14 protein-coding genes are annotated in these 22,988 nt (G+C 33.7%); 7 read left to right on the top strand and 7 right to left on the bottom strand.

Annotation, left to right across the window (positions count from 1 at the left end; translation table 11 throughout):
• Nucleotides 1-83 precede the first annotated feature (83 nt).
• Both CJF42_RS02875 and CJF42_RS02870 read right to left on the bottom strand, forming a co-directional pair.
• Nucleotides 84-1,034: an ion transporter gene (locus tag CJF42_RS02875; RefSeq protein WP_095365237.1), complete on the bottom strand. Its 951-nt coding sequence runs from the start codon at nt 1,032-1,034 to the stop codon at nt 84-86.
• Between the two features lie 60 nt (nt 1,035-1,094).
• Nucleotides 1,095-4,562, bottom strand: a complete 3,468-nt coding sequence (locus CJF42_RS02870) for a PAS domain-containing hybrid sensor histidine kinase/response regulator (RefSeq protein ID WP_095365301.1) — start codon at nt 4,560-4,562, stop codon at nt 1,095-1,097.
• A gap of 211 nt (nt 4,563-4,773) precedes the next feature.
• Between CJF42_RS02870 and CJF42_RS02865 the strand changes: the two genes are divergently transcribed.
• From CJF42_RS02865 to CJF42_RS28380, 4 genes are all read left to right on the top strand, one after another.
• Nucleotides 4,774-5,892 carry an efflux RND transporter periplasmic adaptor subunit gene (locus tag CJF42_RS02865; RefSeq protein ID WP_095365236.1) on the top strand — a complete coding sequence of 373 codons (1,119 nt, stop codon included), beginning with the start codon at nt 4,774-4,776 and terminating at the stop codon, nt 5,890-5,892.
• The gene (locus tag CJF42_RS02860; RefSeq protein WP_095365235.1) at nt 5,889-9,155 is read left to right on the top strand and encodes an efflux RND transporter permease subunit; all 3,267 of its coding nucleotides are present in this window, start codon (nt 5,889-5,891) and stop codon (nt 9,153-9,155) included. The genes CJF42_RS02865 and CJF42_RS02860 overlap by 4 nt, the downstream gene beginning before the upstream one ends.
• Nucleotides 9,145-12,216, top strand: coding sequence for an efflux RND transporter permease subunit (locus CJF42_RS02855; protein WP_170940451.1), 3,072 nt, complete (start codon nt 9,145-9,147; stop codon nt 12,214-12,216). Before CJF42_RS02860 ends, CJF42_RS02855 begins: the two co-directional genes overlap by 11 nt.
• 182 nt (nt 12,217-12,398) lie before the next feature.
• Nucleotides 12,399-12,614, top strand: coding sequence for a hypothetical protein (locus CJF42_RS28380; RefSeq protein WP_095365233.1), 216 nt, complete (start codon nt 12,399-12,401; stop codon nt 12,612-12,614).
• On the opposite strand, the gene CJF42_RS02845 is transcribed toward CJF42_RS28380, so the two are convergent.
• Nucleotides 12,604-13,812 (bottom strand): aromatic amino acid transport family protein, encoded by a 1,209-nt coding sequence (locus tag CJF42_RS02845; RefSeq protein WP_095365232.1) that lies wholly within the window; start codon nt 13,810-13,812, stop codon nt 12,604-12,606. The two genes, CJF42_RS28380 and CJF42_RS02845, sit on opposite strands and share 11 nt — an antisense overlap.
• A 285-nt stretch (nt 13,813-14,097) precedes the next feature.
• Nucleotides 14,098-14,688 (bottom strand): carboxymuconolactone decarboxylase family protein, encoded by a 591-nt coding sequence (locus CJF42_RS02840; protein WP_095365231.1) that lies wholly within the window; start codon nt 14,686-14,688, stop codon nt 14,098-14,100.
• 268 nt (nt 14,689-14,956) lie between these two features.
• On the opposite strand from CJF42_RS02840, the gene CJF42_RS02835 reads away from it, so the two are divergent.
• Entirely contained in the window at nt 14,957-15,430 is a 474-nt protein-coding gene (locus CJF42_RS02835; protein ID WP_212668772.1) for a MarR family winged helix-turn-helix transcriptional regulator, read from the top strand.
• Between the two features lie 581 nt (nt 15,431-16,011).
• On the opposite strand, the gene CJF42_RS02830 is transcribed toward CJF42_RS02835, so the two are convergent.
• From CJF42_RS02830 to CJF42_RS02820, 3 genes are all read right to left on the bottom strand, one after another.
• Nucleotides 16,012-16,683, bottom strand: a complete 672-nt coding sequence (locus tag CJF42_RS02830; protein ID WP_095365229.1) for a Crp/Fnr family transcriptional regulator — start codon at nt 16,681-16,683, stop codon at nt 16,012-16,014.
• A gap of 181 nt (nt 16,684-16,864) precedes the next feature.
• Nucleotides 16,865-17,791 (bottom strand): hypothetical protein, encoded by a 927-nt coding sequence (locus CJF42_RS02825; protein ID WP_095365228.1) that lies wholly within the window; start codon nt 17,789-17,791, stop codon nt 16,865-16,867.
• Between the two features lie 22 nt (nt 17,792-17,813).
• Nucleotides 17,814-18,707 (bottom strand): DUF6345 domain-containing protein, encoded by an 894-nt coding sequence (locus CJF42_RS02820; RefSeq protein ID WP_095365227.1) that lies wholly within the window; start codon nt 18,705-18,707, stop codon nt 17,814-17,816.
• Between the two features lie 286 nt (nt 18,708-18,993).
• On the opposite strand from CJF42_RS02820, the gene CJF42_RS02815 reads away from it, so the two are divergent.
• Together CJF42_RS02815 and CJF42_RS02810 are read left to right on the top strand one after the other, a co-directional pair.
• Nucleotides 18,994-20,745 carry a ComEC/Rec2 family competence protein gene (locus CJF42_RS02815; RefSeq protein WP_095365226.1) on the top strand — a complete coding sequence of 584 codons (1,752 nt, stop codon included), beginning with the start codon at nt 18,994-18,996 and terminating at the stop codon, nt 20,743-20,745.
• A gap of 128 nt (nt 20,746-20,873) precedes the next feature.
• Nucleotides 20,874-22,850, top strand: coding sequence for a winged helix-turn-helix domain-containing protein (locus CJF42_RS02810; protein ID WP_095365225.1), 1,977 nt, complete (start codon nt 20,874-20,876; stop codon nt 22,848-22,850).
• Nucleotides 22,851-22,988 lie beyond the last annotated feature (138 nt).

Here is a 22,988-nt window from a genome sequence, read left to right as displayed (position 1 = left end):
GGTGAGCACCATTACCGTAGAGCGGTTTAGTTCTTTGTCGCAGGAGCGGTCATTATCAACTAAGAAATTAAAGTAACTCTTATTTAGTTATGTGTATTCTTTCCACAGTGTGGACAGTATTGTTTTTGATATAAACTACTTTGTTGACTTTTTATCACTAATTTAGCTTCTTGCTTGCCTAAGCCTAGTTCTAATCTAAGTCGCTCTAGTTTATTTTTTTCATCATCTGTTAATATGCCATCTTCTAAATATGCATGAACCGTATCTTCAAATAAAGAGCGACGTTTTCTTAATTGCTCTGAAAAACTTGAGGCTAATAACCCCGTTGGGATTGCAACCATACCCATGCTTAATACTGTGATCACACCACCAAAAAAACGCCCTAACGGTGTGATTGGCACAACATCTCCATAACCAACAGTTGTTAATGTTGCCATTGCCCACCACATAGACTCAGGTATAGATCCAAATTTATCAGGTTGTACATCGTGTTCTATTAAATAAATGCCGCAAGAGGCTAATATAAGCACGATAGCCATAATAAAAAAGGCAGCGCCTAACGAACTTGCTTCTTCTTTGAATGATTGCAGTAACAGCTGCATAGCACGGGAATAACGGGTAAGTTTAAATACTCTCATCAAACGAATTACACGTAAAAAACGTAAATCAAAAGAAACGAATAACATTAAATAAGAAGGTAATATCGCGAGTAAATCAATCAGAGCTAGGGGACTTGTAATGTATTTTAGTCTTATTTTAAGGTGGCTATCACCGCTATTTCGGTATGCCTCTTTATCAACACAGGCCCATAATCTAGACAAGTATTCTAAAGTAAAAAGACCAACAGATAAGATTTCAATCCAGATAAAATATAAGCGATATTCAATTGCTATACTTTGCACTGACTCTATAACAATTGCGATAACATTGATCATAATAAGTAAAACTAAACAAAAATCGAGATAACGACCTCTATTGATTTGCTCTTCTGAACTCTCTAATACTTGAGCAACAAAAAGTCTGAATGAATTCAATTTAATAGCCTACTTATTTAATCTAATTAGTACATTATCATAATTGTGCGTGTTATTTAATTAGGTTCGTCTTTTATGATTTAATAATGCTTTTAGTTTTGCGGGCTTTATTGGTTTACTTAAGTAATGAATATCTTTACTTTTTGTTTCCGCTTTTAGCTTCTCCCCGCGCATAGCTGTAATAAGTACAGCAGGTATTTTACTCTGCCAGATTTCACGTAAGTTTTGTATCAGTGAAATGCCATTGCACTCATTACTAAGCTGATAATCCATCAATATTATATCTGGAGCAGCATTATTATTAGCATAAATTATGGCAGTTTCTACAGTATTAAAGCTTTTGTGATCACATCCCCACTTATTAAGCAAGCTGGCCATCGCATCGAGGTTTTCTTGGGCATCATCAATCATCAGTACATTGAACGATTTTTTATTATCAAATTGTATGCTGCTAATGTTTTTTTGTTGTACATATTGCAACTGACCAACAGGTACTTTAATACTAAAACAGCTACCTTTACCTTGAATAGACTTAACTTCTAGTTTTAGTGCTAATAAATCAGCCATGCGTTTTACAACACCTAGCCCTAATCCAACGCCTTTGTTGTCAGAACTATCAATGCGATAAAAGTCACTGAATATTTTACTTTGCTGGTATTGAGAAATACCAGGACCGGTATCCCAAATTTCAATTTTTATATGTGCTTTGTTAGATTCACTAGAGACTATATTCCGACAACCCACTAATACTTTGCCACTATTTGTGTATTTCACAGCATTAGATACTAAATTTTGTAAAATCCGCCTCAGGTAAGTGGTATCACATTGTACTATGGTATTTGATGAGCGAATTTTAAGTTTTAAGCCTTTTTCTTGACATAGAATTGCATACTCGCTGCTCAGAGGGGTTAAAATATCGTTTATATAAAAGTGTCTATTTTTAGGTGTCATGGCTCCTTGATCTAACTTGGCAATCTCTAATAAAGCAGACATTAAATGTACCGTTGAATCTAAACTATGACCTAATTTTTCAAAGCTGTTTTGGTTGCTTGTGCTTAACTCTTTTTCTTCAATAGAAGCTAAGTATAAACGTGCTGCATTGAGGGGCTGTAAAATATCGTGGCTTGCCAAAGCTAAAAATTTAGTTTTACTTTCATTGGCTGATTCAGCTTCAAACTTGGCTGATGTCAGTGCTTGCTCTGTTTGTTTTCTGCGAGTTATTTCGGCTTCTAACTCTAGGTTAATATTACTTATTTCTTGAGTGCGGGCTTCAATGCGATTTTCAAGAGAAATATTAACCTCCTCTAATAAGTTTTGTGTTTCAATATGGCTAGTAATATCAGAGTAACTTGTTACAAAACCACCATCGGGTAAGGGATTTCCGATCATTTCAAAAACTTGGCCGTTTTTACGACGTCGAATAAAGTGATGTGAGGTGCCATTTTTTAAATGTTGTACGCGTTTGTTTATTTGTATTTCAAGCTCTCCAGGGCCGCATTCCCCTTTATTTACATTAAAGCGTATAACATCTTCAATAGGCTGGCCAACTTCTAAAAAGCCTTCTGGATATTCAAACATTTCCATATAACCTTTATTCCAAGCAACTAACTTGAGGTTTTTATTTACAACAGAAATACCGTGGCTTAGATTTTCTAAAGAGGTAAATAATAAGTTTTGATTAAATTGCAGGGCTTGAGTTGTTTCATCAAAGAAATTGACAACTTCTTCAAATGCCATTTGTTTACCAGTAAGAACAGCGGTAATTAAAGCTTGTGCTGAAGAGGCACCAAGTACTCCTGTTAAAGCGCGTTCACAATAATCTATAAATTCTGAATTAGGGGTTTCACTATCATCATCTAAATTAGTATTCATCATATAGTGTGAGATAAGTTGCTTGCTTCGTTGAATGCCTAAAAAAGTTTGCAGTAATATCTTAAGATCATAAATACTGGCTTTTATATCTTTATTTTGGCGTTTATCAATAGGTGTTTGCTCTCTTGGATTTACAAAAGCAGTAGCTTGAATTTTATCTACTAACCGCTCATTTGCACCTAAAGAAAAAGCGATATAACAAATCATATTAGCAAATAACGCAATAAAAGTACCTTGTGTAATAATGGTTTGCTGTAATGAACTTGAATTTATAGCTGCACCTTCGAGTAAGGGATACATTAAAAATAACATCCAAAAAAGAAAGCCTGAAATTAATCCCGCATATACACCATAGGCATGGCCTTTACGCCAATATAAACCGCCAATAATAGCCGGTAAAAGTTGTGTAACAAGTGAAAATGCCACTAACCCCATACTGGCTAAAGCTGCATTATTACCCAACTGTTGTTGATATAAATATGCTAACCCTAAGATGGCGGCTATAGTAAAACGTCTAACTAATAATATCTGTCTCTTATAACTAGTTGTGATCAGGTTGGGTTTAAATTTACGTTTAAGTAATAGAGGTAAAACAACGTCATTGGAGATCATGGTACTTAGTGTCAATGTTGCAACAATTATCATTGCAGTGCCGGCGGATAATCCTCCTATAAATACAAAGGTAGTTAAAATAGCACTGTTTTCTGATATAGGAAAAGCCAGAACAAAGCTATCAGAAGCAAAATGAGCACCAATTTCGGGATGAAAGGCCGCTGTAGCGATAGGTATAATTACTGCTGCTGTTAATAAAAGATAAAGAGGAAAAGCCCAACGAGCTGTTTTTAAATGATTTAAATCTTGATTATCAACAACTGTCACATGAAATTGTCTGGGTAAACAGATGATTGCTGCTGCTGCCATTAAGGCTTGACCAACAAAGTTAAAACTCAAAAAATCATCAACTTGCCAATGACTAAAGGCACTTTTTTTGGTAAATACTTCAAACATGCCGGGTTGATAGTTTAAAAATACATAAATCGATAATCCAGCTACGGCTAATAATGCTAATAGTTTAATGAGAGATTCAAAAGCGATTGCTAGCATTAAGCCTGAACGATATTCAGTAACATCAACTTTTCTAGTGCCAAAAAAGATAGCAAATAATGCCATCATAACCGTACCGGCAAGAGCGAGTAGAGTTCCTGATATTTGAGTATTACTTTGTACTAATAAAAAACTAGAACTGAGTGCTTTTAGTTGTAAAGCAATGTAAGGGATAGTTGCTAAAAGAGCGATTAAAGTTACTAATATTGCGGTGAGTTGTCGTTTGCCATAACGTGCTGAAATAAAATCAGCTATGGTAGTGATATTTTGTTTTTTACTAACTAAAACAAGTTTATGTAAAAACCGGTGGCCAAATATAAATAATAAAGCAGGTCCAAGCAGTATCGGTAAAAAACTCCAGCCCGAATTAGCGGCTGTTCCCACTGCACCATAATAAGTCCATGAGGTACAATATATGCCTAGCGCTAATGAATAAACAAAGGGATGGTGACTGATTTTTTTAGCTAAAACTGTTTTTTTATCCCCCCAGTTGGCAAGCCAAAATAATAAGGCCATATATCCTAGGCCAACTAAGATCAGTGTAAGTGTCATGATATTTATATAAAAATGAGATTTAACATACCTTAACATGACTAACATGCGATGTGTCTTATTCCTTAGTCTATCTAACCCTCAATCCTAACTAATATTAAAATTACATTATTCTTTATTTGTTACATATTTTATTTACAAGTTATTTTCAATAAATACTTATTAAGATACCATCTGTTTTTATAAGTCTAAAAACAATATACGGAATATTATGAACCGCTTATTACCTCGCATTTATTTAATGACTGTTTTAACCATTACACTTTTTTTATCAGCCTGTTCAGAGCCGCAAGTAAATGAAAAAAATGAAGAGGTCGTATATAAAGTTCCAGTAGAAACGGTTTCTTTAGAAAATAAAAATATCAAAAATACATATAAAACTACTGCTGTATTGGAAGCTAAATCGGAAAGTAAAGTAACCAATAAAGTGACAGGTATGATCAATAATGTTTTGGTTGAAGAGGGAATGCAAGTTAAAAAAGGGCAAATACTTGCTCTGATAGATGATGAAAGTTATCAATTAGAATATGAGCGAGCCAGTATTGATTTAGCATCAGCGACTGCTGAATATAACCGTAGTAAGCCTAATAAAGGTAAGCAGTTGATCTCGGCTAAGGATTTAGAAAAACTTGAATTTTTAGTTAAATCGCGACGTAATCAACAACAAATCACAGCAATCAAAGTCAGAGATAGCAAAGTACGTGCACCCATTTCAGGTGTGATTGCGTCTCGTAGTGTAAAAGCAGGAAATATGACATCAGGTCCAGACTCTGAAATGTTTCACATTGTTGCTTTAGATAACTTACAAGGTGTTGTGTATTTACCTGAAGTACAAATGAACTCAGTTCATTTGGGGCAAAAAGCAAGGTTACGTTTTCCGGCAAATGGTGATAAAGAAGTGTCAGCTCAAATTGTCTTAGTTTCTCCTATTATAGATACTCAATCAGGCACATTTAAAGTCACGTTACAGGTTACTAATGATCAAGGTAACTTAAAGCCAGGTATGTTTGCAAAAGTGGCATTAACTTTAGATGAACATAAAAATGTACAAGTTGTGCCGCTAAAAGCTTTGTTGGTAACAGACAGTGAAACAAGCTTATTTGTGATTAAAGACAATAAAGCGAATAAAATAATTGTTGAAACAGGTTATGAAGAGGCTGGTTTTGTAGAAATACTCACTCCTTTAGACATTGATAGTCAAATCGTTATTGTTGGTCAACAAAGCCTAAAAGCAGAAAGCTTAGTGATAGTGATCAATAAAGCGCATGCGACTTTAGGTAAGCTACCGAATAATAAAAATAATATCGGAATTAAGAGTCCTAATTTATGAGTATTGTCAGTTCGATTGTCAAACGTCCCGTAACAGTTTGCATGTTTACATTAGCCATAATGTTATTCGGCATGGTTGGTTTTTCACGGTTATCAGTATCACTTTTACCTGATTTATCTTATCCCACATTAACAATTCGTACGGTTAATCCCGGAGCTGCACCTGCAGAAATAGAACAATTGTTAAGTAAACCGATAGAAGAATCAGTAGGTGTAGTTAAAGGGATCCGTAAAGTTCATTCAATCTCTAAAGCAGGTCAATCTGATGTGATAGTTGAATTTGATTGGGGAGTCGCAATGAATTTTGCGACACAAAATGTAAGGGAAAAACTTGATACACTTTCATTACCAAAAGATGTTAAAAAACCAATTATTTTGAGGTTCAACCCCGCATTAGATCCTATCATGCGTTTAGGTATATCGACTTCCAATAAAGATTTTAAAGCATTAAAACAGAACCGAACATTTGCTGAGCAAGAAATAAAACGTCAACTAGAAACCATACCTGGCGTAGCTGCAGTGCAACTTGGTGGTGGTTTACAACAAGAAATACAAGTGATTTTTGATCAAGATAAAGCAGCGCAGCGAGGAATATCAGCACAAGATATCGTTCAACGTATTCAAAGTGAAAATATTAATATGTCGGCAGGTCGTGTTTATGATGGTCAGCAAGAGTATTTAGTTAGAACGGTAAATCAATTTGCTTCACTCGATGAACTGCGCAATATGATTGTAAAACAAGCTGATGAATATACTATTTATTTAAAAGATATTGCCCATGTTTATGATGGTGAAAAAGAACGCTCTGATATCACGCGTATCAATAATAATGAGGCGATAGAATTAGCGATTTATAAAGAAGGTGATGCTAATACCGTTAGTGTTGCTAATTTAGTTAATAAAAAATTATTAACAATTGAAAAAAGTCTGCCAGAACAACTAAAGCTAGATGTTATTTATGATCAGTCTGAATTTATTATTGATGCCGTAGATGAAGTTAAAAACGCAGCAATAATAGGCGGCATTTTAGCTATGCTGATTTTATATTTATTTTTAGGTAATTTATTTAATACTTTAATTATCTCTTTAGCTATCCCTATTTCAATCATAGCGACCTTTAATTTAATGTTTGCTAATGATATTAGCCTTAATATTATGTCTCTAGGCGGTATCGCTTTAGCCGTTGGTTTATTAGTTGATAATGCGATTGTGGTACTAGAAAATATCGCCAGATATAAAGAAAAAGGCGAAAGCATAATTGATGCAGCAGTATTGGGTACTCAAGAAGTAACTGGGGCTGTTATTGCATCGACATTAACAACATTAGCTGTATTTTTTCCTTTAGCTTTTGTTGAAGGCTTTGCCGGCCAGCTATTTAGTGATCAAGCTATGACTGTGACTTTTGCTTTATTAACCTCTTTAGTTGTTGCACTTACGCTTATTCCTATGTTGGCATCAAGGCAGTTTTCAAGTGAAAAAAATATAATTGAAGAGCAAGTACCTGATGTAAAACTAGCTAAAAATAACTCACGCTTCATTTTGCTGAAAACCATTTTAGACTTTCCATTTAAGTTGTTATTTAATTATTTTCCATTAGCAATAACTAAAGGGCTATTATTGGTTACTAATTTATTAACTAAATTAATCAATTTAATACTGAAACCATCATATAAGTTATTCAGTTTTTACTTTAATAAAATCGCAATTTTATACAACACACTTTTATTAAAATCATTGAGAAATCGCATTTCAGTTTTATTTATCAGTATTGTTTTTACATTTTTTGTGGTGGGTTTAATACCTAATATGGATGTTGAACTTGTGCCTGAAGTGGCGAAGTCAGAATTCACACTTGAACTTACTTTACCTCAAGGTACACCGATAAAAGTAACTGATCAACGATTACAAGAGCTAGCAATTAGCATTAAATCAGACTCAAGAGTTAAGCATACCTACTCTTTAGCTGGTAGTGGTAGTTTGATGATGAGTTCAGCAAGTAAAGGTGGTGAAAACTGGGGGCAGTTATTAGTTGCTTTACATAATAGTTCTGATGTTAAGGTTATTAAAGATTTTATTCGAACTCAAGCTGAAAGCATGGCTGATGTGAATGTCAAAATTAAACAAGCAGAAATGTTCACTACTGAACGTCCGTTGCAAGTTATTTTATCTGGTTATAACTTAAAAAATTTAAAGAAAACAAGTGATGAACTGGCACGTATTTTAATTGCTGACAAGCAATTTACCGACATAAATAAAAGTTTACGTGATGGTCAACCCGAACTAAAAATCGAATTTGATAATGAGCGTTTAGCTAGTTTAGATTTAAGAGCATCTAATATTGCGGCGCAATTGGTTACTAAAGTTTCGGGTTCAGTCGCTAGTAAATATAATTTAAATGATAGGCAAATCGATATTTTAGTAAGAGCTGATGAACAAGCTAGAAATTCAGCCCAAGCAATTAAACACATTACAATTAATGCTTCACAAGATAGATCTTTACCTTTATCTACAGTAGCTAATATCACTGAAAGTATTGGTCCTAACGAAATCAATAGAATTGATCAAAGTCGGGTAGCTATCGTATCGGCATCATTAACTTATGGAGACTTAGCTAGTGCTGCTTTAAAAGCACAAATGATTATTAAGCAGTTAAATTTACCTGACAATATTCGAATCAAAGTAGCAGGACAAAATGAAGAAATGACTCGCTCATTCTCGTCATTAATGATGGCTTTATTATTAGCGGTATTTTTGGTTTATTTAGTCATGGCATCACAATTTGAGTCTTTGCTTAATCCATTTATTATCTTGTTTTCAGTACCTTTAGCTGTTTTAGGCTCTGTATTAGGTTTATACATTACTAATACGGCAATTAGTGTGATTGTTTTAATTGGTGTGATCATGCTTACAGGTATTGTGGTTAATAATGCCATTGTATTAGTTGATAGAATAAACCAATTACGTCAACAAGGAGTTGATAAAACAAAAGCAATTATTACTGCAAGTAATTCACGTCTTCGCCCTATTATAATGACATCACTTACTACAGTATTAGGTTTAGCGCCTTTAGCTTTGTCCGATGGTGAGGGTTCTGAACTCAGAGCGCCTTTAGCTATCACTGTGATGTCAGGTTTATTTATTGCTACAGCATTGACTTTATTAGTGATCCCCGTTTTATACAGTGTGTTTGACCGCAAACAATATGCACAAACAACCGTAATTGATAACCAGATAATTCAAGATGATGTTAATTATGATAGTTGATCAAAAAAATAAAAAATTTGGTTTGCCTATTAATTTATGGCTCACATCCTTAGCTTTAAAACGACCCGTTACCACTGTAATGGTTATGCTGTCATTATTTGTTACTGGATTGGTAGCAAGTCGATTATTACCTCAAGAAAGCTGGCCAAGTGTTACTGTGCCAGTGGTCTTTATTTATGTTCCTTATAGTGGTTCATCTCCAAAAGAAGTTGAACGTTTGATCACTCGTCCTATAGAAGAAGCGATAGCAACAGTGGGTGGTATATCTTCTATGAAATCACGAAGCAGAGCTAATTCTTCAGGTATTCAAATTATGATGGATTTAGGCTCAGATCTGGATAGTAAAATTTTAGAAATCAGGGAAAAGGTGGATATGATCAGTCACTTACTACCGGATGATGTGCAAAAAGTAAACGTACAAAAATTCTCAACTGATGACTTTCCAATAATGACATTAACTATCTCTGGAGAAAAAGACTTATCCCATGCCTATGATTTTTTAAATAAAAAATTAGTTAGGAAGATAGAAAGACTAATTGGAGTCGGTAAAATAGAATTAAGAGGTGTGGTTAAACCTAATATCGAGATAAAACTTGATAGTACAAAGTTAGCAATGAACCGAGTCAATCAAGGGCAATTATTAAAAAATCTAAGAGAGAGTAACTTTATTGTTAGGTCAGCTTCAATACTTAATGGAGAGCGTAAATTTAGCGTCACATCACAAGGTGAATACAAAAGCTTAGCTGATATTAATAACTTTCAGGTTAAAGCGAATATAAAGCTAAGTGATGTTGCACAGGTTTCACTAAAAAGCCCTGAGAAAGACAGCGAAATTAGAAGTGATCGACAGAAAACGATAGGATTGGAAATATTTAAAGAATCTGATGCAAATGTTGTTGATGTGGCAAATAATGTTGTGAATTTTGTTGATATTATTGCTGCGGATCCTGAGTTTAAGCATATAAAAATCAAAGTTAAAAATAATAGCGGAAATGAGATTCAAGAGTCGCTATCTGACTTACTAAAAGCAGGTTTTGTAGGCATAGTTTTATCTTTTTCCGTTTTATATATTTTCTTTAGAAATTACAGAGTAACTTTAGCTGTTGTTGCTTCTGTACCTGTATCACTCAGTTTTGCTATTGCTGGCATGTACTTTATGGGTTATACGCTGAACATGTTAACGTTAGCTGGGTTATTTATTGCTGTGGGTTTATTAATTGATAATTCAGTAGTGATCTGTGAAAGTATATTACAGCAGCAGTCGAATGGATTAACCCATTATCAAAAAGTGATTAAAGGGGTTGATAATGTAAGCATAGCGGTGATCTGTGGCACATTAACAACAGTTATTATTTTTCTACCTATTTTAATGGGCGAAAAAAACTTTATAACTGTTTTGATTGAACAAATTGCTGTGGCGATTTGTTTACCTTTATTAGCATCATTGTTAGTTGCAAAAACTTTGATCCCTTTGATGCTTAGCAAAGTAACACAAAACGAATTAGCGCAAGTTACTACGCAAAGTTGGATAGATGCTTTTTATCGCCCAAGTTTAAAGAAAATTTTACTTAACCCTAAATACTCAGCTTTAGGTGTTTTATTATTATGTTTATTAGGATTTTTTGCGCGAGATTTTGTATCAAACCAACAAGAGCATAGTAAAAAATCCAAAGATATTACGATTCGTTATCATGTAATAAGTGGCCAAAAGTTAGCTGATGTTTCTCAATTAGTTGATCAAATGGAAGCTTATCTTTATGACAATCAGGAGGAGTTTGGCTTTAAAAAAGTTGATAGCCGAATTTATGCTGATTATGCATCGTCACGCATAAAGTTAAATAAACACTTACCTATGCCAATCTCTGAGTTAAAAGAAAAAATACGTGCGGGTTTTCCTAAAACAGCCATAGCTAAACCTTCTTTTGCTTGGTCTGACAATAAAGAGATGTTTGCAAGTATTTCTTTATTAGGCAGCTCTACTGAGCGTTTGATGTCATTAAGTGAGTCTGTGATTTTAAGGTTAAAACAGATTGAAGGGTTTGACGAAGTTGGCATAGATGATACGGATAAAAAGTTAGAGCTGCTGTTACGTATTGATAATGAGAAAGTAGCGCGTTTAGGCTTAAATACTCAAGATATAGCCAATCGAATTTCAACTGCACTGCGAGGAGTGAATTTAAGATCGTTTAGAGATGAAGCTGTTGGGGAGATAGAGATGCGCTTGGTATATCATGATAAAAAAGCGTTACCTTTGTCGCAAATAAAAGACCTACCTATATATGAGACACAAGGGCGTATTTTAACTTTACAGCAACTTGTTACTTTTGATTCTCAGCCTGTACTGCCAATAATTCATAGAGTACAGAGGCAAACAAGTTTAACGATTTCAATAAATTTAAATGATATAACACGTACAAAAGCAGCAGAAAAAATAAAGGTTGCTATGAAGGGAATTGCTTTACCTACAGGTTATGAATGGCAATTAGGAAAAGCTTATCGTAATGATGATATTTCTATGGCAAATATGACAATAAACATGTTACTTGCTTTAGCTTTAATCTTTATGGTGATGGCTGCATTATTTGAATCATTATTAATGCCAATTGCGATATTATCTTCAATTGCTTTAGCATTTATTGGTGTATATTTTACTTTTACTATTATGAATATGGGTCTTGGCGAAACAGCCATGATAGGCATGTTGATACTTATGGGTATAGTGGTGAATAACGGTATTGTGTTAATAGATCAAATAAATAAACTAAAGGGATCATCAACGAGTTTAACTGAACCCATAATTGATGCGTGTGCAACTAGAATAAGACCTATTTTAATGACTGTTGCAACAACGATAATAGGTTTAGTACCAGTAGCTATTGCTTCAAGTAATAATGAAGCTTATCCATTAGCAATTGCGATTATTGGCGGTTTGATATTTTCTACTTTTACCAGTTTATTCTTAGTGCCATATTGCTATTTAATGCTAGTTAAACTAGGTGAGCGTTCTGCTAAACGGTTTACTTTAGCTAAGAAGTTTGCTGATAAATATATTGAAACTTAGCTGTGGAGAAATACAGTTCAGTTAATGAATTAAGCTCTCCTAAAGAAGAGCTTTGTTATTGATTTCATGCTCGAAAGTAAAAACTATCCAAATCTAGCAATTTAAGACTCAACACTTTAGGGGCTGTTGATCTTTCAGGGTTAAATTTTGTTCGAGATAAAAGCATTTTAGCGCGGCGAGTAGTGTGTAGCCTCGTCATTCTAAGTAAATACGATTCAACAAAGAATAAAATTCTTTTAGCCGAATCCTTCGGACAGCGTTTGTTGGGCATTTTTACTGCGTTATCGCCTTTTTATGTGGAACAACCACATGATAAAGCCTCTGCCTTGTATGGATTACGAACAATTCGCTGCAAAAGTAATCTCGAAAGATCAACAGCACCTATTATTAACCAATAGCAGGTATCACGCCAAACATTTGTAAAAACTGAGCGCTAATGATTAATACGCCAGATAAAGCCGCTACTATTAGTGCTGAATTACCGCCTTTTACACGATAATCACTTTGCGTTATTTCACGTTGTTTTCTTTGTTTAAACACCATTACAATAGGTAAAAATACGGCTAATACAACAAGCGCTATGGCAGCGTAACCGAGTGCCATAATAAAACCTTGAGGATAAAACAGTGCAAAGCCTAAAGGTGGTATAAAAGTAACCAAAGCAGTAATAAGTCTATCTTGTTTTGTATCACCTTTTTTTAAAGTATCACTAAAGAAATCAAATAAACCTAAGCTGACACCTAAAAATGAAGTTGCCAACGCGAGATCTGCAAAAATAGTAATAGCGCTACTGATTTTAGGATTTTGTAACATAGAAGTGACACTTGCAATAAACCCAGGTAAACCTTCACTTTGTAATAAACTTGATTGGCTCATAACCCCTTGGCTCACGATTTGCCAAAATAGATATATAACTAAGGGCAATGCCGCTCCCATGAGCATTATTCGTCTTAATGATTTTATATCAATACCCACATATTTTACGATTGAAGGTATAGAGCCGTGAAAACCAAATGAGGTAAATACAACGGGAATGGCCGATAAAATAAGACCTTGCTCAATCGGCATTTCGAGTAAATGCTGACCTTGAACGTGAGGAGTTAGCATGTAAAAAACGGATGCTAGAACAATCACTTTTATAGTGAATAAAACACGGTTTATTTTATCAACGGTGCCAGTTCCTAAGGTTATAATTGTACCAAAAACGATAGCAAATAATACAGAACCGGATTGAACTGGTAGCTCTAAGTTAGTCCACTGAACAAGCTTTGTTTGAAGTTGAGAACCGCCACCAGCTATATAAGCTGCACATAAAGCGTAAAATAAAAATATCATCGAGAAATTAGCGATGATCTGGCCTTTTTTACCAAGTAAGCTTTTTGCTAAAGAATTTAATGTTGCTTCGACATGTGCATATTGATGCACTTCTAACATTAATAAGGCGGTATAAGTCATTAGTGCCCATGCCGAAAATAACAATATAGTTGCTGTTGAGAAGCCAAGTCCCGCAGATGCAATCGGCAATGCCAGCATACCAGCACCTATTGTCGTACCTGCAATAATTAGCATACTGCCTAATGTTTTACCCTGAATCATGAAATCGCTCTTTATTCTTAGTATTTTGTACTTTCGGGCTAGCTAGATTACGGGCAAAAAATTAAATTGAAAGTATATGAGATAAAAAAATTAATTAACTTGTAGCATAATATTTACAATATATATCAAATGCTCACTTAATAGAGGGCTTATTTATGAGGTACTCTTTTGATTAACAAAGAAGAAGAGGGTGTAATTATTAGTTTATATAAGCCGAAAGTAATTTTAACTTCAGGCTTAGTTACAACAATTATCTGGGTAGATTATTTAAATAATGCTATTTGGTTAAATATGTTTACCACGTGTCCAAGTTGATTCAGATAATAAGCGTTCACCTGCATCAACAGCTCCTGTTTCCATGGTTGTGCTCATAGAGTCATTCCAACGATTTAGATAACCAAATAATGAAATAACAGCTAATATTTCAACTATTTCTCCCTCATCCCAGTATTCATGCATTTGTGCGGTAATTTCATCATTTACTGCGTTGGGTACACTTGATGCGGCTAGGGCAAGTTCAAAAGCCGCTTTTTCAGCTTCAGTATATAAATTACTTTCTCTAAATGACCAAATATTTGCTAAACGTTGTTCAGTGCCGCCATATCGTTCTGCTGCTAAAATCGTATGGGCTTCACAATACCTACAACCGGTATTAGCACTAGTAATGTAACCAATTAAGCGTTTTTGTTCTGCGGTTACACGACCTTCATTGGCCATAATCGCCATATTGAGATTTATAAAGGCTTTTGCTATGCCAGGTCTGTGCTGCATAGTTAAAACACTATTAGGACAAAAGCCTAAAGTCTCATTAAAAAATTTAGCGAGTTCAATCACTTCTTCATTTGCATCTGAAGCTAATGGGTTAACTAATGGCATGTATATCTTCCTGTTTATTTTTATTATCAATTTAAAGTACAGAAAAGTTGCTGCATATGCAACTACTAAGTGCTGCATATGCAGCTAGATTGGTCTGCGTTTTTATTTACTAATATAAAATGATAGAGTTACAAAATGATTTAATCTCAAGGTTAAGCGCATTAGTAAGTCAGCTAGGGGTCAGGCCTTTTCCCTGACAGAAAAAATTGAAAATCCATTAGATTTAACTTCCCACTTGCCCTTTAGAGTAGCAGTCGTAAGTAACTTATTGGCATTAAATCGTGATTGGAAAATCCGTAATTTAACTGATTTAGATCCAAGAGAAATGAGAGTTTTAATTAATATAGGTTCTTATATGCCAGTTAAATCAGCTGATATTGCTTATCAATCTCGACTTGATTCTTATACTGTGAGCAGGGCTGTTAAAAAGCTATTAAGTTTGAATTTAATTGAATCTCACAAAGATGAAGTCAAAAAGAATGTTAAAAACTTATATCTAAATGAAGCAGGTAAAGCTTTATACCATGAGCTTATAATTGCAATGGATGAGCGTGCAAAGCAACTAGAGTCTGTATTGTCTGCTGATGAACAAGCTGTTTTTTTTGATATGTTAGAGCGATTAGAAGATAAAACTGAAGCAATTTTAGCTCAGCAGGCATCTGAGTTTATTAAAGATGGTTTAGATGCACCGACAGATCAAAAAGAACTAATAAGATGGCATAAAAAAAGTAATTTTAAATAACCTACCTTTATACCCATGCTACATGGAAATGCGTTCTGAAACTTGCATTTCCAAGTAGTACGTGTATATCAGTATTGATAATAGCGTAATTTTGAATAGGTTTTAACTTAGCAAAAGTAAGTAGCTAAATTATTTCATTCACTGTTGTACTTAAATATATACCCAAGACACTTGATAATGCTTGTTTCAGAATTTATCAGGTGAGTTAGCACAAGGCACATCATTTTAGGAATGCTTATTGCCTTTCAAACTGATGTAAAGTAGTGATTACTTACCAGATAAATTCCCTACGGGCGGGTTTTAAATGATCAACTACCGCGTTATTTATGTTGATAAGGGAATAACTATTACCTGCAATAAATGTCTTGTATTTGACCATTTAAACTCCCGCTGAAATCATGCATTTCCAAGTAGCTTAGGTATATTGGCCGTATTTATAATCGCACTACAAAAATAGCGCTGCATAAAATTAAAATCAGAGGATTTATTATGCAACGCATATAGCAATTTTTTTTTGCAAAATGCAAAAAAATACATTTTATGCAAAAACTGTGCGCTAATAAAATGTTTATTTTTATTAGCTAAAACCTACTAGGTAAAGGTTTATGTAAATGAACTTTTTTATTTGAAATAGAGATGTATCCACCTTTTGTTAGCTCTTTTAATATACGTGTAACCATTTCTCTGGATGAACCAATTCTATTGGCGATATCTTGGTGCGTCATAAGCTCAGGGATCACCCGTAAGCAACCATCTTTAACGGCCATATCATCTAATAAGTGCTGTAATCTACTGTAAACATCATATAAACCAAAGGATTTAATCGTTTGTGTTTGATTGCCTACTTGAGATGCTAAGGTTTGTATCGTTTGAAAAGCGAGGTCTGGACGACTACTTAATAGCTCTAATATACCTTGTCGACTAATTAAAATGAGCTCTGTTTTTTCCGTTGTCATGACAGAGGCACATCGATAATTACCACTTAATACAGAAAGCTCACCAAAATATTCTTTTTCACCTAATGTCGCTAAAACAAGTTCATGACCTTCATCATCTTGAACATAAACTTTAACACGACCTTTTACGATTAAAAACAGACCATGCCCTTCATCTCCTTCTTGAATTATTACTGTATTCTTCTGATAATTAAGGTTTTTTGCTTGTAATTGGATTTGATCTATCGCATCACTATCTAGACAGCTAAAAAGTAAAAATTTGTTTATTTCTTGGGAAAAATGATATTGACTTGCCATTTAGTACGCTCCAAAATTTATTTAATAATGCGACTTTAAAAGCAATAAATATAAATTGATTAATTTAAATTTTAATTTACTTGATAAATAAACATCAAAATATAAGCCAACTTTTATATCATTATATTAATGAGAGAGCTCACCGAGCGACATTTGTTTAATGTAGCTCGATGGTTTCAACTTATTCACTTTCGTACTCTTGTACACTATCAGTTAATTTAATTATTAATTGATATGGTGTGGGTAATGAGTTTACAGCCAGAACTGCAACGGGTTGATGAAAATTATCATCATTAATTTTGGCGTATGCTAATTTCGATTTTATCACTAAATCTGAATCAGGATCTTGTAACATAATTTCTTTAGCTGCACTTTGTAATACAGATCTCCTACTTTTTAATTTAATTTGTTCATCAAGTTTAAATTCAGGCCAGTCTATACTGAGTCTTTGTACCTGAGCTTGATGATTGATGGCAACTTTAATATCAGATTGTAAAATACTCAGACCATTAATTCTTCTTTGTATATATGCAATTTGATACATTTCAAATTTATCTTGTAATTGTTTACTACCAACCTTGGCACCAGCAGCTATTTGACTGCGAATGATGGGCCTATTAAGCTCGTTTTTTGGTATTTGAAACTCAGTTAATAATTTAGATACTATAGAAGCTACATTCCTTTCAGGTATTAGCTTTTTCTTGCTATCGCGTTCAAAATTCCATATTCTCTCTCTATTAACATAACGAAATTTACCTGTTTTCTTATTTAAATTAATTGCATTTATTTTACCGAATGCTTGTGTTGCTTCTTCCGGAGGAAGATTACTCATTTGATCGTTTAATACATCTAAAATAAAGTTGAAATCTAGTTTTGCTATTGGGTTTCCATCTGATCTGGCATCTAAAATTGTATGACTCCACCGTGGCACAGCTTTATCTAGCAACCTGATAATCTCAGACTCTGAAATTTTATTATTACCAACTAATGTTAATTCTCGATTTAAATCTTTTGTGGAACTTGATTCCGCCTGTGAAGCATTTGAAAAACCAATCGCCGAAATAAGTACAACAGTTATAATATGAGGTAGTTTAATTAAGTTAAACATAATAAGATCTCCAAATTAATCGTTATGAACTAAAGTCACTTGCAATGACACTTTCAGCCGCTGGATCGCAGCCTCTAATATAAATGACGCCCCAGTAGCCAATAGAGCTAGGATCACTGTGAACATTGTCATACCTCTCTGTGCCAATTCGCTCCCAAGTATCAGAGCTATTTTCGCCAACGGCATACGCAACAGGACATTGATCATCACTACCACTAATATCAGGTATATACATATTATCCAACCAAGACTCTGCAATCGTTGAAGAAAATGCATCATCAGCAAAATCTTTGTAATCATTAATTAAACTACTCCCTATCCACATTAACCCATGAAATCCGTCTACTTGATGTGCTCTACCAAATGCGCTCCACCAGGTACTCCATTGATTATCATCCATACTTTGACAGGATGATAAATGTAAGAACTCTAAATCAGAGTCACCAAGTTCCATTTCACTGCGCATAATATTGCAGTTACCACCGCCAGATTCATTTACTCTGACACGGCCGCCATAATTATTGCCAGATTCAAAACCATGCAATGCCAACATTACAGCATCACCTTCATCCAAGTGGCGTGTATCATTACCCCAAGATACAAGTGATCTATCTGCAAATTTACTATTGATGATATTGCCATTTACATATTGACCATCTCGGGTGAATGCATCACTGCAATGACCTGATAAACACCAACCAAACAAACTAAAGCCTGTGTTGGTGATCTCGTCATACCATGCATCAGCCATGTTATCCCAAGCACTACGCGTACTGCCTGAACAGCTAGCATCCCACGTCGTTACAGCATAGCTTTTTGCTTCATAGGCACCATGCGCAAATGGTGTGATGAGTAAAGAGCACAAAATACATTTTGAAATTTTAGAAAGAGACTTTATTTGACTAAGGTTTTTCATAATATACTCCAAATTAAATAGTAGTAAGCTAGTAAAATAATTAGCTTGAGTGTTATTTAATCAAGAATATGTTGTTAATTCTGTGAACTACTTACCTAAAAATTGTGACTTATTACCTAAATATTAATTTAAGCTATCAAAACCTCACTTATCACTAAGAATTTAAGTTTTTGTTTTTTATTTATTTATTTTAATTTCAGCTAAGTTTCAGCATAGGTTCAAGTATTATTTGAGTCAAAAAGCTATGTTTCACGTTTCTTGAATAGATGACTGGAATATAACAACAATGAAAAACTTATTTGCAATAATTATATTGCTGGGTGTGTTAATAAATCATGTAAAAGCGAGTGAACTAAAAATACACGCTATTAATGTTGGCTGGGGGCAATCAGTCTTAATAGAAGGAACTAATGGCAAAACTATTTTATTTGATTCAGGTTTGAGCTCAAAACGCCAAGTAGTGATTGATTATTTACATCAACAAAATATACAACAACTAGATTACTTTTTATTGAGCCATAATCATGCTGATCATGGTGGCAGTGCGCAATATATAGTACGAGAATTTAAACCAAAACAGAGTTATTACAGTGGTGCATCTAAAAATGCGGATCGTGTATTTATGAAAAATTGGTTTAATTCTTATCAAGAATTAAATATAAATCCGCCAATTGGTATACCATTAGGTTATGTAATTGACTTAGGTGATGGAGCGACAGCAACTGCAATTGCAGTAAATGGTGAGATTGAAAATAAAGCAGCTGTAGTGGCTCAGTTACAAAAAACAGATCCTAACTATGAATATCCAAATGCAACCCATATAAATGACTCTTCAATTGTTATTTTAATCAAATATAAAGGCTTTGATTATATTGTATCTGGTGATTTAGGTGGCCATTCACATAATGGACAAAAGGACTTTGAGACTCCTGTGATGATGTCTGCATTATTAAGTGGTAACAATAATGTTTATACAACTAATGGCGGTATAGATATTTTGCACACCGGACATCATGGATCAAAAACAAGTTCAAATAGTAAATATTTAGATTTAGCTAAGCCTGAAATAGCCATAGTTTCAGTTGGACCGAATCAATCTCATGGTTTGCCAAATAAAGAAGCAATTGAAGATATACTCATTAAAAAAGGGATTAAGGTATTACAAACAGATGAAGGTAAGCTAAGTGATGAACGTACCAACACTAGTGGCTTTGTAGTCGGTCATATTAAAATCAGTACCAATGGTGAAAGTTATACAATTACATCAGATGAAACAGGGTTAGATACCATTAAGCAAAATGTAATAGGTGAATCAGCAAAAGCAGGATTACCTTTAACGTCTAATGTAGATAATGCAGTTATTGTCCCACCAACAGAAGATTTAGCTCCTGAAATAAATGCTTATTTAAGTAGTGATTTAGTTTTTAATGCAGCGCTGAGTGATGATAAATTATTACTAAGTGCTGAAATCTTTGTAGATCAAAAAATTGTTAAATCATATATTTTTAGCGATGAAACTCATTACCAAGTAAATTATTTAATAGATAAAAAGATTTTTACATCTGGTGAACACTCTGTATTTATTAAAGTTGTCGATTCGGCAAACCACTCTACCAATTCAGCCAATTTTACTTTTGATATAGGGCCTGTTATACCTCCTTCAGTTACGACTTATTATGAGGTTGAAAATAATGATGCTATAGAAAGTGCAAATAACGTAGCAGATGATATTAATAAAATAATTGGATATTTTCCATATACAAATGATGATAATGATTGGTATGAAGTGAGTTTAGTTGCAGGCGAAACTTTGAACTTAGTATTAACGGGTCCAATGGATTACAATCAAGATTATGATTTATATCTGTATAGTGAAGGCGCTACCTTATTAAAATACTCTGAGCAAGAAGGGATTGCAGAACAGCTCTCTTATAAAAATACTAACTCAGCAAAAACTAAGACGTTACATATTTTAGTTTATCGTTATTCAGGCTATAGCAGTAAGAAACCTTATAAACTAACGATGTCACGACTCTAAATTATATATGAGTTGATAACTTTTTAGGGGAATTAATTTTTTCCCCTTTTTATATAGTCCTTTATTTGAAATTGTTTCTCCTTTATATTGAATGTAAATAATAAATAAACTATTTACTCTAAATTAACATGCAAAAACGAATACAATTTATCCAGCTAGGGGACTGGCTGCTTGATTGTGAACAACAGCGAATACAAAAGGATAATAATTGGCAGGATGTTCCCTTATTAACTTTTAAGTTATTAATGGCATTGGTTGAAGAACCAAATAGAGTTATTAGTACTGATCAGCTGATGAAAACTGTATGGGGTGAGAAACAAGTTGTTTCAGATGAAAACTTACAACAACGTGTTCGAATGCTACGAAAACTATTAAAAAATGATACCACTCAATTTGAATATATAGGCACAGTAAGAGGTAAAGGATACCGACTTTTAGTTTTGCCAAATTTAGTTAACAGTAAAGTGAATACTAACTCTTTTTTGAGCTTTAAAGTTCATTTTAAATTAATTATATTTTTTTTTGTCATATTTATAGCGCTTTCTTTTGGCTATTCTACACAGATAGCTCCGTCAAATAACAATCCTAAAATTACTTTGAATCGTATTGCTGTTATGCCGTTTATTCAAAAAGGAGTTTTAAGGGATTTTGAAGGACTTGACGATGAAATAACGCTTAAAATTATTGAAAACTTAAAATATTTAAGTGGTATTGAAGTTACTCCTTTTAACGAAGTTAAGGAGTATCAAAATATTTATTATGACACTGTTAAATTGGGTAATAAACTAAAGATAGCATTCATTATTACAGGTGAAATAGCATATAAAAATGAGCTGTTTTATATTTCGTACTCATTAATAGATACTTTAAACAATACAACTATTTTCGATAAAACTTTAGAAGTTCCTTTCTCTGAAATTTTTGATTTACCGCAGTTGATAATTGAAGAGCTTGTTGAGCGCTTTAACAATAAGCATTACCCTAAAACAATCGTTAAAAAGGAAAAAGATCAAGCTTACCGTTTATATTTGAAAGGACAACAACACTATTTAAAATATAACAAAATTGATAATCAATTCGCGGAAGATTTGTATCGAAAAAGTTTAGCTATTTCACCTGCATTTCCATTAGCTTTATGTGGTTTGTCAAATGCGCTATCTCAAAAAGTTCATCAGTATGATGGTGACTTAAGTATGGCTGAAGAAGCGTTAAGGTTAGCTAATTCTGCAATTGCTTTACAGTCAGATTTAGCACAAGCCTATAAGGCAAAAGGTTTTGCACTTGATATAAATGAGCAAGATTCTAAAGCAATTAAGGCGTATCAAAAAGCATTAAACTTAGAGCCCAATAATATTGGCGCTTTATTGAATAAAGCGGTTTTACATTGGGAAATAGGTAATTATATTAGTGCATATATACTCGTAAAAAAAGTGATAAGATTAGACCCTTTAGATTTTTTTGGGTATTTGTTAAAAGCACAAATACTGGCTGGTGCAAATGACTTTAACCGTGCGAAACCAATTTTTGATAAGTTAATAAATCACAATCCACAAAGTATGATAATAGCGCAAGGTAGAGCACAATTTTATTTTGATCAAGGGCAATATAGGTTAGCAATAGACGCGACTAAAAAGTTATTAAATATGATGCCAACTTATACTAGTGCTCAGTTATTACTTGCAGACAGCTTGTTATTTTCAGGTTCGTGGCTAGAAGCCAATAATCACTATATGGCATTATCTAAATTGGAATCTTCTTGGGAGGCTAATTATGCAAAATTACGTTTGAAATTAATAAAATCAAACCGAGCAGGAGAAGCATTTGATGCTTTGAGTTTGTATAAAAAAGAGCAACAAAAAGATGAACAAACAACGAATATAAATACTTTGCTACTAGCCTGCTATCTTCCAGAAAAACACTACCTTATTGCAAATAAATTAAATTATTTAATAGACCAAGATCGCGTTAATATAAAGTGGTTGGAGAATGATCCTCACTTGAAACTTCTTAGAAAACATAAGCAATTTAAAAAACTTAAAGAAAAGATTATTAAGAATAAACTTGCAATTAGAAAAAAACTTTTAAATAACGATGGCTTACATTAGGGGCTGTTGATCTTTCGAGATTATTTTTGCAGCGAATTGTTGGGCATTTATACAAGGCAGAGGCTTTGTCATGTGGTTGTTCCACATAAAAAGGCGATAACGCAGTAAAAAGGCTCAACAAATGCTGTACGAAGGATT

Origin of the sequence: Pseudoalteromonas sp. NBT06-2 (assembly GCF_002276045.1) — a bacterium.
In the GTDB taxonomy this organism is placed as follows: domain Bacteria; phylum Pseudomonadota; class Gammaproteobacteria; order Enterobacterales; family Alteromonadaceae; genus Pseudoalteromonas.
The sequence above is the reverse complement of the archived record's forward strand: the minus strand, read 5'-3'. Positions and strand labels throughout refer to the sequence as shown.

Coding starts and splice junctions, on each gene's coding strand:
- CJF42_RS02820 (WP_095365227.1), bottom strand. CDS start 18,707: ATGAAAAACCTTAGTCAAATAAAGTCTCTTTCTAAAATTTCAAAATGT.
- CJF42_RS02860 (WP_095365235.1), top strand. CDS start 5,889: ATGAGTATTGTCAGTTCGATTGTCAAACGTCCCGTAACAGTTTGCATG.
- CJF42_RS02810 (WP_095365225.1), top strand. CDS start 20,874: ATGCAAAAACGAATACAATTTATCCAGCTAGGGGACTGGCTGCTTGAT.
- CJF42_RS02840 (WP_095365231.1), bottom strand. CDS start 14,688: ATGCCATTAGTTAACCCATTAGCTTCAGATGCAAATGAAGAAGTGATT.
- CJF42_RS02870 (WP_095365301.1), bottom strand. CDS start 4,562: ATGACACTTACACTGATCTTAGTTGGCCTAGGATATATGGCCTTATTA.
- CJF42_RS02855 (WP_170940451.1), top strand. CDS start 9,145: ATGATAGTTGATCAAAAAAATAAAAAATTTGGTTTGCCTATTAATTTA.
- CJF42_RS02815 (WP_095365226.1), top strand. CDS start 18,994: ATGAAAAACTTATTTGCAATAATTATATTGCTGGGTGTGTTAATAAAT.
- CJF42_RS02825 (WP_095365228.1), bottom strand. CDS start 17,791: ATGTTTAACTTAATTAAACTACCTCATATTATAACTGTTGTACTTATT.
- CJF42_RS02830 (WP_095365229.1), bottom strand. CDS start 16,683: ATGGCAAGTCAATATCATTTTTCCCAAGAAATAAACAAATTTTTACTT.
- CJF42_RS02845 (WP_095365232.1), bottom strand. CDS start 13,812: ATGATTCAGGGTAAAACATTAGGCAGTATGCTAATTATTGCAGGTACG.
- CJF42_RS02865 (WP_095365236.1), top strand. CDS start 4,774: ATGAACCGCTTATTACCTCGCATTTATTTAATGACTGTTTTAACCATT.